We start from the raw sequence: 14015 nt of genomic DNA, 5'->3' as shown, positions 1-14015 counted from the left end.
CCGGCAGGCGGCGGCGGTACCCTGGTAGCTGATCGAGTCCAGGAAAACCCCAGGTCGGCCCGTCCGGCCCGGGCCGCCCCGTGCCTGGGGCCGGTCCGCCCGAGCGCGACCCCGAACGAAAGAGCGGTGCCACGAGTGAGCCAGCAGAGCGACGAGAGGATCCCCGGCACGGGCGAGGCCGGGGCGGGAACCGTCGGCCTGACCGGCCGTCCCGTCCGCGACTTCCCCGACCCGCCCGAGCTCTCCACCCACGGACCCGCCCGGATCATCGCGATGGTCAACCAGAAGGGCGGGGTGGGCAAGACCACCTCGACCATCAACCTGGGTGCGGCGCTCGCCGAGCTGGGCCGCAAGGTCCTGCTCGTCGACTTCGACCCGCAGGGCGCCCTCTCCGCCGGCTTGGGAGCCAACCCCCACGAGCTCGAGCTGACGGTCTACAACGTCATGATGGACCGGTCCGTGGACGTCTGGGACGTGGTCCAGGAGACCGACGTGGAGGGCGTCGACCTGCTGCCCGCCAACATCGACCTCTCCGCGGCCGAGGTGCAGCTGGTCACCGAGGTGGCCCGCGAGCAGGTCCTGGCCAGCGCCCTGCGCAAGCTCGAGGAGCACTACGACGTCATCATCATCGACTGCCAGCCCTCCCTGGGGCTGCTGACGGTCAACGCGCTGACCGCCGCGCACGGGGTGGTCATCCCGCTCATCGCCGAGTTCTTCGCGCTGCGGGCGGTGGCGCTGCTCGTGGACTCCATCGAGAAGGTCCAGGACCGGCTCAACCCGCGCCTGCAGATCGACGGCGTGCTCGCCACGATGTTCGACTCCCGGACCCTGCACTCCCGGGAGGTCATGGCCCGGATCGTGGACGCCTTCGGCGACAAGGTCTTCGACACGGTCATCAAGCGCACCGTGAAGTTCCCCGACGCCACGGTGGCGGCCGAGCCCATCCTGTCCTTCGCCACCGCCCACCAGGGCGCCGAGTCCTACCGCCAGCTGGCGCGGGAGCTCATCTCGCGCGGCGGCGCGCCCTGATGCACCCCGGGGAGCCGCCGGCCCCCGAGGGGACCGGCGGCTTCGCGGTGCAGCTGGAGGACTTCGCCGGCCCCTTCGAGGTCCTGCTCTCCCTCATCGCCCAGCACGAGCTGGACATCACCCGGATCGCGCTGGCCACCGTCACGGACGAGTTCCTCCAGTACGTCCGGGCCCTGCACGAGATCGGCTCGACCCGCGCGCTGGACGAGGCCAGCGAGTTCCTCGTGGTGGCCGCGACCCTCCTGGACCTCAAGGCCGCCCGGCTTCTGCCCCGCGGCGAGGTCGAGGACGAGGAGGACGTGGCGCTGCTGGAGGCGCGCGACCTGCTCTTCGCGCGCCTGCTGCAGTACAAGGCGTTCAAGGAGGTGGCCGTCCTGCTCGACGAGCGGCTGCGGGCCGAGTCCACCCGCCTGCCCCGGTCGGTGCCGCTGGACCCGGAGGTGGCCGCCGCGCTGCCCGAGCTCGACTGGCGCACCACCCCCGAGCAGTTCGCCGAGATCGCCCGCTCCGTCTTCTCCACCCGGCCCGGCGCGCCGGCGGAGGTCGGGGTGGACCACCTGCACGGGAGCACCGTGACGGTCCGGGACGAGGCCGAGGTCCTCGCCGGCCTGCTCGAGGACGGCGCACCGCGCTCCTTCCGCGCGCTCGTCGCCGACGCCGGGTCCACCCTCGCGGTGGTCGTGCGCTTCCTGGCCCTGCTCGAGATGTACCGTGACGCCGTGCTGGAGCTGGCCCAGGAGCAGCCGCTGGGCGAGCTGACCGTGCGCTGGACCGGCGCCGGCACCGGGTGGACCGCCGACCGGCTGTCCGAGGACGCCGAGTACTCCGGGGGGCTGCCGGGCACCGGGGCCGCCGGGGACGCCGCGGCCTCCCCGGCCGGGCCCGGGGCCCCGGCCGCCCCGGAGGGGGCTGCCGCCGTCTCGGGGGCCCCCGCGTGAGCGCCGGCGGGGAGGGCCCGGACCTCGAGGCGCTGCCCGGCGGCCTGCCGGCCGCCGTCGAGGCGATCCTCATGGTCGCCGACGAGCCCGTCAGCGAGTACGAGCTCGCCGCGGCCCTGGTGGTCCCGGTCGCGTCCGTGCAGCGGGTCCTGGACCGGCTCCGCGCGGAGTACGACGGCGTCGGCGCGGATCCGGGGTATGATGGAACGCTGGCGCCGCGCGGGTTCGAGCTGCGCAGCACCGGGGCCGGCTGGCGGATCCACTCGCGCAGCGAGTTCGCCCCCGTGGTCTCCGCGTTCGTCGCGGAGGGACAGGCGGCCCGGCTCTCGCAGGCGGCCCTGGAGACCCTGGCCGTCGTGGCCTACCGCCAGCCCGTGAGCCGGGGACGCATCTCCGCGATCCGCGGGGTCAACGTCGACGGCGTCGTCCGCACGCTCGTGCAGCGCGGCCTGGTCCGCGAGCTCGAGCGGGACGGCGAGTCCGGCGCCGTGCTCTACGGCACCACCACGTTCTTCCTGGAGAAGATGGGCATCGGCTCGCTCGACGAGCTCCCCGACATCGCCCCTCATCTGCCGGGCATCGACCAGATCGACCACTACGAGGACTGAGACACCACCATGGCCACTTCACGTTCATCATCCGGCCGCCCCGGCCCGGGCGGGCGCCGCGCCCCCGGCTCCCAGGGAGGCCAGAAGGCCCGCACCGGCCAGGGCGGCACGTCCTCCCGGGGCGCGAAGGGCGCCCCCGGCCGCGGCCCCGCCCAGGGCGGGGCCGGGAAGGGCGGCGCCGGCAGGAGCGGCGCCCCGAAGGCCGGTGGGAAGGGCGGTGCCGCCAAGGGCGGTGCGGCCAAGGGCGGGTCCTCGACGGGGGCCGGCCAGGACCGCGGGCCCCGGCCCTTCGCGTCCTCGGAGAAGAGCGCCCGGCGGATGCCCGCCACCCCGTACCGCCCGCCGCACCGGAAGCGCCGCCCCAAGAACCCGCCCGTGGACCGGCTCGACCAGCACGACCCGGAGGGCGTGCGGCTGCAGAAGCTCATGGCCCAGGCCGGCGTGGCCTCGCGGCGCGTGTGCGAGGAGATGATCGAGGCCGGGCGCGTGCAGGTCAACGGGGAGACCATCACCGAGCTCGGCATCCGGGTGGACCCGGACAGCGTCGAGATCCACGTGGACGGCGTCCGCGTGCAGCTCGACGAGACCCTGGTCTACTACGCGTTCAACAAGCCTGAGGGCGTGCTCTCCACCATGGACGACCCCGAGGGGCGGCCCTGCGTGTCCGACTTCCTGAACCAGCAGAAGAACGAGCGCGTCTTCCACGTGGGACGCCTCGACGTCGAGACCGAGGGCCTGCTGCTGCTGACCAACGACGGCGAGCTGACCAACCGGCTCACCCACCCGTCCTACGAGGTCCCCAAGACCTACCTCGTGCAGGTGCGCGGCCCCATGGAGAAGGGCATCGGCGCGGCCATGAAGGCCGGCATCGAGCTCGAGGACGGCGTCGCCTCCGTCGACTCGTTCCGGCTCGTCGACTCCACCCCCGGCCACCTCCTCGTGGAGGTCGTCCTGCACTCCGGGCGCAACCGCATCGTGCGCCGGCTCTTCGACGCGGTGGGGCACCCCGTCGAGAAGCTCGTGCGCACGGAGGTCGGTCCCATCCGGATCGGCGACCAGCGCCAGGGCACCATCCGCCGGCTCTCCAAGACCGAGGTCGGGCACCTCCTGGCCTCGGTCGGCATGTAAGGAGCACCGTGACGCAGACCCCCTCCGCACCGCCGGCCCCCGCCGCGACCACCGGTCCCGTGCTCGTGGTCGGCGCCGGCCTGCTCGGCGCCAGCATCGGGCTGGGCCTGCGCCACCTGGGCGTGGACGTCTGGCTGCAGGACGCCTCGCCCACGGCCGAGGCCGTGGCCGAGGACATCGGCGCCGGCCGCTCCTGCCGCGCGGCGGGCCCGGACCGGGTGCCGGAGCCGGCCCTCGTCGTCGTCGCCACCCCGCCCGACGTCACCGCGCGGACGGTGGTCGACGTCCTGGGGCGCCACCGGGATGCCGTGGTGCTCGACGTCGCCTCCGTCAAGGAGGCCGTGCTGGAGGAGGTGCGCGCCCTGGGCGGGGACCTGAGCCGGTACGTGGGCACGCACCCCATGGCCGGGCGGGAGAAGTCCGGGCCCGTGGCGGCCCGCGGCGAGCTGTTCACGTCCATGCCCTGGGTCGTCTGCGACTCCGGCAGCTCCGCGCCCGCGGCGCTCGCGGCGGCGAAGAACCTCGCCGTGGACCTCGGGGCGACCGTCACGTTCATGGACGCCCGCGAGCACGACGCGACCGTGGCCCTGATCTCCCACCTGCCGCAGGTGATGTCCTCCCTGCTGGCCTCCCGGCTGCAGGACACCCCGCTGCACCACCTGTCCCTCGCCGGGCAGGGGCTGCGGGACACCACCCGCATCGCGGCCTCCGACCCCGGCCTGTGGGTGCAGATCCTCGCCGCCAACGCCGGGGCCGTCGTCGCGTCCCTGCACGGTGTGCGCCAGGACCTCGAGCGGCTCATCGCCACCCTCGAGGACCCGCACGCGCCCGGCGCACGGCTGGACATCGCCCAGCTCGTGGCCGAGGGCAACGCCGGGCAGGCCAGGATCCCGGGCAAGCACGGCGGGGCCCCCCGGGCCTTCGCCACACTCACCGTCCTCGTGGGCGACGTGCCCGGGCAGATCGCCCGGCTGCTCACGGAGATCGGGGAGATCGGGGTCAACCTCGAGGACCTGCGCCTCGAGCACTCCCCGGGTCAGCCCGTGGGCCTCGTCGAGGTCTCGGTGCTGCCCAACCGCCGCAAGGAACTCGTCGAGGCGCTCCAGGAGCGCGGATGGAAGGTCGTGCAGTGAACACCGGAACGAACACCGCCCGCAGCGCAGCCCCCGGGCCGGGAGCGCCCGGGGCCACCGACCGGCCGCTGGTCGTGGCCATCGACGGGCCCTCCGGCTCCGGCAAGTCCAGCGTGTCCAAGGAGGTGGCCCGCCGCTTCGGGCTCGCCTACCTGGACACCGGCGCCATGTACCGCGCCCTGACCTGGTGGTGCCTCGACCGCCAGGTGGACCTCGCCGACGGCGACGCCGTGGCCGCGGCGGCCCGCGACTTCCCGCTCGCCCAGGGCACCGACCCGGACCGGGAGCTCGTCTTCGTCGGCGGGACCGACGTGGGCGTCGAGATCCGCGGCGCACGCGTGACCGAGGCCGTCAGCGCGGTGGCGACCAACCCGGCGGCACGGGCGGTGCTGGTGGCCCGCCAGCAGGAGATCATCGCGGACGCCGGCCGGCGGATCGTCGCCGAGGGCCGGGACATCACCACCGTGGTGGCCCCGGACGCCGACGCCAGGATCCTGCTCACCGCCGACGAACGGGCCAGGATGGCCCGCCGCGGCCTGCAGATCGGCGGCGTCGAGGACGCCGAGCGGCTGCGCGCCCAGGTCGTGGGCCGGGACGCGAAGGACTCCACGGTGGTCAACTTCACGGAGGCCGCCGACGGCGTCGTGACCATCGACTCCTCCGAGCTCACCGTGGAGCAGACCGTCCAGGCGGTCGTCGACGCGGTCGTCCGGGCCGCGGGCCGCACCGCCTAGACCGGCCCGCCCGGGCCCCTCCCGACCTCTTCCCGCACCCCGACCGGCCGCTTCCGGCCCAGCGAAGGACAGCCATGACCGGCAACCCCGAGAACACCGCGCACGAGACCGCGCACGACCCCTACGAGGCCGAGCTGCTCGGCGGCACCACGGACGACGTCGCCCAGCGGCTCGCGGCCATCGACGACGACGAGGCCGACCAGCGCGCCCAGGTGCTGCGGGCCGGGCTCGAGGACTACGAGCTCGACGACGAGGACGCCGCGCTGCTCGCCGAGTGGGCGCAGGACGGCGACGAGGCCCCGGTGCGCCGCCCCGCCCCGGTGCTCGCCATCGTGGGCCGGCCCAACGTGGGGAAGTCGACCCTGGTCAACCGCATCCTCGGCCGGCGCGAGGCCGTGGTGGAGGACACCCCGGGCGTGACCCGTGACCGCGTCTCCTACCGGGCGACGTGGGGCGGGCGCAACTTCACCCTCGTGGACACCGGGGGGTGGGAGTACGACGCGAAGGGCATCAACGCGCGGGTCGCCGAGCAGGCCGAGATGGCCGTGGAGTTCGCCGACGCCGTGCTGCTCGTGCTCGACGCCACCGTGGGGGTCACCGCCGCGGACGAGGCCATCGTGAAGATGCTGCGCCGGGTGCGCAAGCCGGTCATCCTGGTGGCCAACAAGGTGGACTCCCCGCAGCTCGAGGTCGAGGCCACCTACCTGTGGTCCCTCGGCATGGGCGAGCCGCACCCGGTCTCGGCCCTGCACGGGCGGGGCGCGGCCGACGTCCTCGACGCGGTCATGGAGGTGCTCCCCGAGTTCTCCGCCGTCGCCGAGACGGAGCTGACCGGGGGACCGCGCCGCGTGGCGCTCATCGGGCGCCCGAACGTGGGCAAGTCCTCGCTGCTCAACAAGCTGGCAGGCTCCGAGCGCGTGGTCGTGGACCCGCTCGCCGGGACCACCCGGGACCCCGTGGACGAGCTGATCGAGCTCGGCGGCAAGCCGTGGCGCTTCATCGACACCGCGGGCATCCGCCGCCGGGTGCACATGGCACAGGGCGCGGACTTCTACGCGTCCCTGCGCACCCAGGCGGCCCTCGAGCGCGCCGAGGTGGCCGTGGTGCTGCTGGCCGCGGACGAGGTCCTCTCCGAGCAGGACGTCCGCATCCTGCAGCTGGCCGTGGACTCCGGGCGCGCCCTCGTGCTGGCCTTCAACAAGTGGGACCTCATGGACGAGGACCGCCGCTACTACCTGGAGCGGGAGATCGACCGGGACCTCGCACACGTGGCCTGGGCGCCGCGGGTGAACGTCTCGGCGAAGACGGGATGGCACAAGGACAAGCTCGTGCCCGCGCTGGAGACGGCCCTGGCCTCGTGGGACACCCGTGTCCCCACCGGCCGGCTCAACGCGTTCCTCGGCGAGATCGTGGCCGCCCACCCGCACCCCGTGCGCGGCGGCAAGCAGCCCCGCATCCTCTTCGGCACCCAGGCCTCCTCCCGGCCGCCGCGCTTCGTGCTGTTCACCACGGGCTTCCTGGACCCGGGCTACCGGCGTTTCATCACCCGCCGGCTCCGCGAGACCTTCGGCTTCGAGGGCACGCCCATCGAGGTGTCCATGCGCGTGCGCGAGAAGCGGAGCCGGAAGCGCTGAGCCGGCCGCCGAGATGAATTCCGCGGGAGGTTGCTGTAATGTGATGCGAGTGCTCAGGGCGGTGACGTACTGAGCACTTCGGGCTGTGGCGCAGCTTGGTAGCGCACTTGACTGGGGGTCAAGGGGTCGCAGGTTCAAATCCTGTCAGCCCGACGGATCGAGGCCGGTGGACCGCGGAGACGCGGACCACCGGCCTCTTCTCGTTCCCCGGCCCGGGACGGCCCGGGCCGGCGGCGGGACCGGCTAGCGCCGGGCCCGCGCGGCGGACTCCCGCACCCGGTCGAGGTCGAAGGCCGGCCGGCCGCCGGCCGCGCCGGCCACCTCGGCGGCGGCCGCCGCGGCCCACCAGGCCGCGGTCTCCGGGCTCTCGCCGCGGAGCAGCGCGACGCTGAGCGCGGCCACGAACGCGTCTCCCGCGCCGGTGGGATCCACGGGGTCCTCGGCCAGGTGCGGCAGCACGACGTGCCCCTCCGGCCAGGCGACCACGTCGCCGTCCCCGGTCGCCAGGGCCACGACGCGCGGGCCCTCCTCGAGCAGCGACCGCGCGGCCCGCACCGTCCCCGGCACGTCCTGCGGAGCCCAGCCCACCAGCGCCCCGGCCTCGGCGGTGTCCGCGCGCACCAGGGCCGCGGCGTCCAGCACCCGCCGGCGCACCGCGGCGTCCGCCGGGGCGCCGTCGGCCACGACCATCGCCCCGCCGGCCGCGGCCGCCGCCAGCGCCTCCGTCACGGCGGGCCCCGGCTGCTGCAGCTGGACCAGGACCGCGTCCGCCGTGCGCAGCGCCTCCCGGCCCGCCCGCACGTCCGCGGCCGCCAGCAGCACCCGGTCGTCCACGTCCTCCAGGAGCCGGCGGACCCCACGGGGGCCCACGACGTCGACGAGCAGGGCGGTCGGGGCGCCCTCGCGCCGCACCACGGCCCCGACGTCGATCCCGTCCCCGGCGGCCTGGGCGAGCACCGCCTCCCCGGCGGCGTCGGCGCCCACGACCCCCACGAGGCGGACCTCGGCGCCGAGCCGGCGGCAGGCCACCGCCTGGTTCGCGCCCTTGCCGCCGAGCAGCTCCCGGCGCTCGAGCACCGGAGCCGCGCCTCCCTCCCCGGGCAGCTCCTCGACCCGCAGCACGAGGTCCCGCCCCACCTGGCCGACCACGACCACACCGGACATGCGGCACTCCTTCCTCCGAGCCCCTCGCCGTGGAGCCGCTGCTGCCGGCACTGCGCCGTCGTCGCCGTGCTCCGACCGATTTCTCACGGCGACCCTATGGCAGGCCGGTGACACGGCCGTCGGGGGAGCGCGGCCGCGGTGACGGCGCGCGGCGGCGGGACCACCCGCGCCCCGGCGCCTACACTGCAGGCACAGTCGAGTGCTCCGGATCCCGGGGCGGAGCGGACCACGGAGGAGCACCGGAGTTGAAGGACCTGCACACCTTGCCCAAGGCGGAGCTGCACCTGCACATCGAGGGCACCCTCGAACCCGAGCTCGCGTTCGAGCTCGCCGCCGCGAACGGGGTGGAGCTGCCCTGGGCCTCGGCCGAGGAGCTCCGGGGGCACTACGACTTCGCGGACCTCGCCTCGTTCCTCGAGCTGTACTACGCCACGATGGCGGTGCTGCGCCGGGCCTCCGACTTCGAGGCCCTGACCCGCGCCTACCTCGAGCGGGCGGCGGCCCAGGGGCTGCGGCACGTCGACGTCTTCTTCGACCCCCAGGCCCACGCCGCCCGCGGCGTGCCGCTCGGGACGGTGATCGACGGCATCCGCGCCGCCCTGGACGCCGCCCGTGACGAGCTCGGCCTCACCAGCACCCTGCTGCTGTGCTTCCTGCGCGACCGGCCCGCGGCCGAGGCGGAGCAGCTCTTCGACTCGCTCGGGGACGACCTGGCGCGCATCGACGGGATCGGCCTCGACTCGGCCGAGGTCGGCCACCCGCCGGCCCTCTTCGAGGCGGTGTACGCCCGAGCGCGGGCGGCCGGGCTGCACGTCGTCGCGCACGCGGGGGAGGAGGCCGGGCCCGAGTACGTCCGGGAGGCCCTGGACGTGCTGCGCGTGGAGCGCGTGGACCACGGGATCCAGTGCCTGCGGGACCCCGAGCTCGTGGCCCGGCTCGTCGCGGAGCGCGTGCCGCTCACCGTCTGCCCGCTGTCCAACGTGCGGCTGCGGGTGGTCGACACGCTCGCCGACCACCCCGTCCTGGACATGCTCGAGCGGGGACTGCTGGTCACGGTCAACTCGGACGACCCCGCCTACTTCGGCGGCTACGTGGGGGACGTCTTCCAGGAGCTGCGCGAGACCCTCGGGCTCACCGACGAGCAGGCGGCCGCACTGGCCCGCAACTCCGTGGACGCGTCCTTCGCCGGGCCGGAGCGGCGGCGGTCGATCCACGCCGAGATCACCGCGTGGGAGAGCCGCTGAGCGCACGACACCCGAGGCCCGCCCGCGTGCCCCGGCGCGCGGGGGGCTCTGTGCCATAATCGAGCCGACCGCACCCGCCGGACCAGGAGTGACCCATGAGCAACATCCCCGCCGACCTGTCCTACACGGCCGAGCACGAGTGGATCGCGGCCCCCGGCGCCGACGGCGCGGTGCGCATCGGGATCACCGACCACGCGCAGAGCGAGCTGGGTGACGTCGTGTTCGTCCAGCTCCCCGAGGTCGGGGAGAACGTCGAAGCCGGCGCCGCCGTGGGCGAGATCGAGTCCACGAAGTCGGTGAGCGACATCTTCGCCCCCGTCTCCGGCGAGGTCACCGCGGTCAACGAGACCCTCGAGGACGAGCCCGGGACCGTGAACTCCGCCCCGTACGCGGAGGGCTGGCTGTTCGAGGTCCGCCCGGCCGGCGAGGACTACCGGTCCGGTCTGCTCGACGCCGAGGGGTACGCCGCCCAGCTCGACTGACCCCGTCGGGGCGCCCACCCCCGCCCGCGCCGGGACGTGTCCCGGCCGCCCCTGCGTGTCTCCACCACCCGGTACACTGAAGAGCAACCGGGTGGCTCCGGCCGGTCGCCCGGAAACCGCCGGGACAGGAGGTCGCGGGGTCGGGGTCCCAGAGGATCCGTCCACCATCACGTCACCAGTCGAGGGAAGAGATGTCCAGAACCCAGAACGGCTCGAACGCACCCCAGGAGGAGCCGGACACCACGTCGATCCAGATCGTGGCCGAGGTCCTCTCGCACGCAGCTTCCCACAAGCTCTCACCCGAGGAGAGCTCCGCGGTCTCCGCGCTCCCGCCGCGCAGCGCCCTGCTGGTCGCCCACGACAGCGCGGGATCCGGCTCCCGGTTCCTCCTGGACCGGGACGAGGTCCCCGCCGGCCGGCACCCGTCCTCCGAGATCTTCCTGGACGACGTCACCGTCTCCCGGCGGCACGCCCGCTTCGTCCGCCGCGGCGACACCTTCGAGATCATCGACTCCGGCTCCCTGAACGGCACCTACGTCAACGGCGACCGCGTGGACCGCGTGCAGCTCGACAACGGCGACGAGGTCCAGATCGGGAAGTTCCGGTTCACGTTCTACCGTTCGCTGCGCTCGCAGTCGGACCAGTAGAAGGGAGCCATGACCGACCCCGCGGAGACCGATCCCCCCCAGGACGACGTCCAGCACGAGCCCCGGGTGGGCATCAGCGCCGTGCTCAAGGAGCTCGGCGCGGACCACCCCGGCATCACGGCCTCGAAGCTGCGCTTCCTGGAGGACAAGGGCCTCGTGCACCCCGCGCGCACCGCGTCCGGGTACCGGAAGTTCTCGCGCGCCGACGTGGACCGGCTGCGCCGGATCCTGGAGCTCCAGCGCGACCGGTACCTCCCGCTCAAGGTGATCCGGGAGCGGCTGGACGCCGACGAGCGCTCCCCGGAGGACGGTTCTGCACCCGGTGCGGAACCGGCGGACCCGGTCACCGCACCCCTGCCGCTGGTCAGCCCGCCCAGCACCTACACCCTGCGGGAGCTCGCCGCGCGCACCGGCGCCGGCATCCCGCTGGTTCGCGAGCTCGTGAGCTACGGACTGATCCGGGAGCAGAACGGGTTCTACGACGACCACGCGCTCGCGATCACCCGCGCGGCTCACGCCCTGACGGCCCACGGCCTGGAGCCGCGCCACCTGCGTCCGTTCAAGGCCGCCGCGGACCGCGAGCTGGGCCTCGTGGAGCGGGCCGTGGCGCCCCTGACCTCGCGCCGCGACGCCGCCTCGAGGGCCCGCGCCGTCGAGCGCGCCCAGGAGATCTCCGGGCTGTGCCTCACCATCCACACCTCGCTCGTGCGCTCGGAGATCGCCGCGCTCCAGGAGCGGGCCGCGGTGGAGGGCTGAGATGGCCGTGCAGCAGGTCCTGATGGAGATCGCCGGCGTCCGGATGGACGTCCCGTCGGCGCAGCCCGTCGTCGTGCTCCGCGAGGTCGAGGGGGGACGCCACCTGCCGATCTGGATCGGCACCAACGAGGCGACGTCCATCGTCTTCGCCGTCCAGGGGATCGAGCCGCCCCGGCCGCTGACGCACGACCTCGTGCTGTCGGTGGCCACGGCTTTCGGCCGGACCCTGACCCGGGTGCGGATCCACACCGTGGAGGAGGGCGTCTTCCACGCCGCCCTCGAGTTCTCGGACGGCACGGTCGTCGACTCCCGGGCCTCGGACGCGATCGCCCTGGCCGCCCGGACCGACTGCCCCATCCTCTGCACCGAGACCGTGCTCGACGAGGCCGGCCTGGTCATGAGCGGGGACGGCGAGCTGCGCGAGCCCGCCCCGGGCGAGGGGGAGCCGCAGCTGCCCCCGGAGACGCAGGTCGAGCAGTTCCGCGACTTCCTCGACAACGTCGACCCCGAGGACTTCTGACCCGGGCGGGCGCACCGGCCCGACCGACACGGGGCCGGCCCGGCTGATGTCTTTGACCCGGCCCCCGGGGAGGTCTACCGTCGGAGCTGTACTCGAGGTGTTCCCGGGGGGATCCGGACGTCTCTGTGAGACCATCCACTCCCGGCGCCGCGAGGCCCGGGTCCACGAGCGAGGAGGCGGCGTGAGCGACCGCGAGCAGCCCGGCGGCACGGCGGGAAGCGGCACCCCTCCGGCGCACGGCACCCAGGGGGTCCTCTTCGACGACTCCGTGGTGCGGGACGAGTCCGTGGGCTACCGGGGACCCACCGCGTGCAAGGCGGCGGGCATCACCTACCGGCAGCTCGACTACTGGGCACGGACGGGTCTGGTGGAGCCCACCGTGCGCGGCGCCTCGGGGTCCGGCACGCAGCGCCTCTACAGCTTCCGGGACATCCTGGTCCTCAAGATCGTCAAGCGGCTCCTGGACACCGGCGTCTCCCTGCAGCAGATCCGCACCGCCGTGGGCGCGCTGCGCGCCCAGGGCGTCGAGGACCTGGCCCGGCTGACCATGATGAGCGACGGTGCGAGCGTCTACGCGTGCACCTCGCCGCACGAGGTCATCGACCTGGTGCAGGGCGGGCAGGGGGTCTTCGGGATCGCCGTGGGCCGGGTGTGGCGCGAGGTCGAGGGCACCCTGGCGGCGCTGCCGGGCGAGCACACCGGACCGGACAGCGCTCCCGCGGAGGATCCCGTGCCCGACGACGAGCTGTCCGCCCGCCGGGCCCGTCGGCAGAACGCCGGCTGACCCGCGCGACAGGACGCCGTGCCGATCAGGCCGAGCCGTCCAGCAGACCCCGCAGGATGGCCGAGTACCGGCCGGAGATGTCCCGCGCCTCCGCCCCCGGCCAGCGGTGGATCGGCCAGGCCGCGCCCTGCGCCTGCTGCCAGACCGGCAGGTCCGGGATCACCGGGGTGACCAGCAGGGGCCCGAACAGGTCCTGCAGCTCCGCGAGGCGGTGACGGTGCTCCACCGAGGCGTGCTGGACCTTGTTGACCACCACGCCGGCCGCCGGTACGGACCACGTGCGGCTCTGCTCGAACTGGGCGATCGCCGTCATGGTGCGCTTGGTCCCCGCCACCGAGAACAGCGAGGGCTCCGCCACGGACAGCACCTTGTCGCTGGCGGCCCACGCGGTGCGGGTCAGGGCGCTCAGGGTCGGCGGGCAGTCGACCAGCACCAGCTCGTAGCCCGTGGCCCCGGAGAGCGCCCGCTCCAGCCGGCCGAGGTCCTTGCCCCGGTAGTCCGACCGGTCGAGGTGCGAGGACCTGGCCGATCCCGGCGCGACGTCGAGGGCACGGGTGTCCTGCCCGTCCCGCACCGCCCAGGACGAGGCCACGACCACACGTTCCAGCGACCCTCGCCGGGGCCGGCGCAGCACCTCGCCGATGTCGTGACCGCGCTGTGGCTGCACCCCCAGGCCGGTCGTGGCGTCGGCGTGCGGATCGAGGTCCACCACCAGCGTGGGCACTCCCGCCTGGAGGGCTGCGGAGGCGAGCCCCAGGGTCACGGAGGACTTGCCGACACCGCCCTTGAGGCTGCTGACGCTGACGATCTGCACGGAGGGGACACCCTTCGCTCGCGGGGACACAGGAGGAGCGCCTCCTCGGGTCCGGGAACGGGGGCCGCGGCGAGGAGACGGCTGCGCCCATCGTAGCCGGGGGTGACGGCTCCGCCCCGTGCGGCACGGAGCCTCCGGGCGTCCGGCGTGCCCTGCGCCACCGCGACCGTGTACGCTGACCCACGACGCCGCACTGTGACCGACATCACAGTGCGGTCCGGGGTGGCGTGGTTCACTGGTCAGGACCGCCTGCGGGTGGCCATGCCGACCGTGCGTGCGACGCTGCACGACCTCTCAAGAATCAGTGCCCGGGCCTGCGCCGAACGGCCCCGGGTGCGGAACGGGTGTTGATGTTCTCCAAGATCCTGGTGGCCAATCGTGGTGAGATCGCGATCCGTGC

Annotated in this window: 15 protein-coding genes and 1 tRNA gene; 14 read left to right on the top strand and 2 right to left on the bottom strand. The window is 74.3% G+C overall.

Annotation, left to right across the window (positions count from 1 at the left end):
- Positions 1–135: 135 nt before the first annotated feature.
- The 8 genes from QYM41_RS16165 (at position 136) to QYM41_RS16130 (ending at position 7357) form a co-directional block, all read left to right on the top strand.
- Positions 136–1029: a ParA family protein gene (locus QYM41_RS16165; RefSeq protein ID WP_368800800.1), complete on the top strand. Its 894-nt coding sequence runs from the start codon at positions 136–138 to the stop codon at positions 1027–1029.
- Entirely contained in the window at positions 1029–1967 is a 939-nt protein-coding gene (locus tag QYM41_RS16160) for a segregation and condensation protein A (RefSeq protein ID WP_368800799.1), read from the top strand. Before QYM41_RS16165 ends, QYM41_RS16160 begins: the two co-directional genes overlap by 1 nt.
- Positions 1964–2575 carry an SMC-Scp complex subunit ScpB gene (gene scpB / locus QYM41_RS16155; protein ID WP_368800798.1) on the top strand — a complete coding sequence of 204 codons (612 nt, stop codon included), beginning with the start codon at positions 1964–1966 and terminating at the stop codon, positions 2573–2575. Before QYM41_RS16160 ends, scpB begins: the two co-directional genes overlap by 4 nt.
- Before the next feature lie 9 nt (positions 2576–2584).
- Positions 2585–3703: a pseudouridine synthase gene (locus QYM41_RS16150; protein WP_368800797.1), complete on the top strand. Its 1119-nt coding sequence runs from the start codon at positions 2585–2587 to the stop codon at positions 3701–3703.
- A gap of 8 nt (positions 3704–3711) precedes the next feature.
- On the top strand, positions 3712–4836 hold the full coding sequence (locus QYM41_RS16145; RefSeq protein WP_368800796.1) for a prephenate dehydrogenase: 1125 nt from the start codon (positions 3712–3714) through the stop codon (positions 4834–4836).
- Positions 4833–5570, top strand: coding sequence for a (d)CMP kinase (cmk, locus tag QYM41_RS16140; RefSeq protein WP_438612612.1), 738 nt, complete (start codon positions 4833–4835; stop codon positions 5568–5570). Before QYM41_RS16145 ends, cmk begins: the two co-directional genes overlap by 4 nt.
- Before the next feature lie 74 nt (positions 5571–5644).
- Positions 5645–7204, top strand: coding sequence for a ribosome biogenesis GTPase Der (gene der / locus QYM41_RS16135; RefSeq protein WP_368800795.1), 1560 nt, complete (start codon positions 5645–5647; stop codon positions 7202–7204).
- Positions 7205–7283: 79 nt separating this feature from the next.
- Positions 7284–7357 (top strand) — tRNA-Pro (locus QYM41_RS16130).
- 90 nt (positions 7358–7447) lie between these two features.
- Here the strand turns inward: QYM41_RS16130 and QYM41_RS16125 are convergent.
- Positions 7448–8368: a PfkB family carbohydrate kinase gene (locus QYM41_RS16125; protein WP_368800794.1), complete on the bottom strand. Its 921-nt coding sequence runs from the start codon at positions 8366–8368 to the stop codon at positions 7448–7450.
- A 245-nt stretch (positions 8369–8613) separates the two neighbouring features.
- Between QYM41_RS16125 and QYM41_RS16120 the strand changes: the two genes are divergently transcribed.
- The 6 genes from QYM41_RS16120 (at position 8614) to QYM41_RS16095 (ending at position 12801) form a co-directional block, all read left to right on the top strand.
- A complete protein-coding gene (locus tag QYM41_RS16120; protein WP_368800793.1) occupies positions 8614–9612 on the top strand; it encodes an adenosine deaminase in 999 nt (332 codons plus the stop codon).
- Between the two features lie 95 nt (positions 9613–9707).
- On the top strand, positions 9708–10094 hold the full coding sequence (gcvH, locus tag QYM41_RS16115) for a glycine cleavage system protein GcvH (protein WP_368800792.1): 387 nt from the start codon (positions 9708–9710) through the stop codon (positions 10092–10094).
- 191 nt (positions 10095–10285) lie between these two features.
- Positions 10286–10741 carry an FHA domain-containing protein gene (locus tag QYM41_RS16110; RefSeq protein WP_368800791.1) on the top strand — a complete coding sequence of 152 codons (456 nt, stop codon included), beginning with the start codon at positions 10286–10288 and terminating at the stop codon, positions 10739–10741.
- Positions 10742–10750: 9 nt separating this feature from the next.
- Positions 10751–11497 (top strand): transcriptional regulator FtsR, encoded by a 747-nt coding sequence (gene ftsR / locus QYM41_RS16105; RefSeq protein ID WP_368800790.1) that lies wholly within the window; start codon positions 10751–10753, stop codon positions 11495–11497.
- 1 nt (position 11498) lies between these two features.
- Positions 11499–12017 carry a bifunctional nuclease family protein gene (locus tag QYM41_RS16100; protein WP_368800789.1) on the top strand — a complete coding sequence of 173 codons (519 nt, stop codon included), beginning with the start codon at positions 11499–11501 and terminating at the stop codon, positions 12015–12017.
- Positions 12018–12198: 181 nt separating this feature from the next.
- A complete protein-coding gene (locus QYM41_RS16095; protein WP_368800788.1) occupies positions 12199–12801 on the top strand; it encodes a MerR family transcriptional regulator in 603 nt (200 codons plus the stop codon).
- A 25-nt stretch (positions 12802–12826) separates the two neighbouring features.
- Here the strand turns inward: QYM41_RS16095 and QYM41_RS16090 are convergent, their stop codons facing one another.
- Positions 12827–13615 carry a ParA family protein gene (locus tag QYM41_RS16090; RefSeq protein WP_368800787.1) on the bottom strand — a complete coding sequence of 263 codons (789 nt, stop codon included), beginning with the start codon at positions 13613–13615 and terminating at the stop codon, positions 12827–12829.
- Positions 13616–14015: the final 400 nt, after the last annotated feature.

This window comes from Kocuria oxytropis, assembly GCF_040981195.1.
Taxonomy (GTDB): Bacteria; Actinomycetota; Actinomycetes; order Actinomycetales; family Micrococcaceae; genus Kocuria; species Kocuria oxytropis.
Note: the sequence above shows the minus strand (reverse complement) of the source record. Positions and strands in the feature narration are given on the sequence as shown.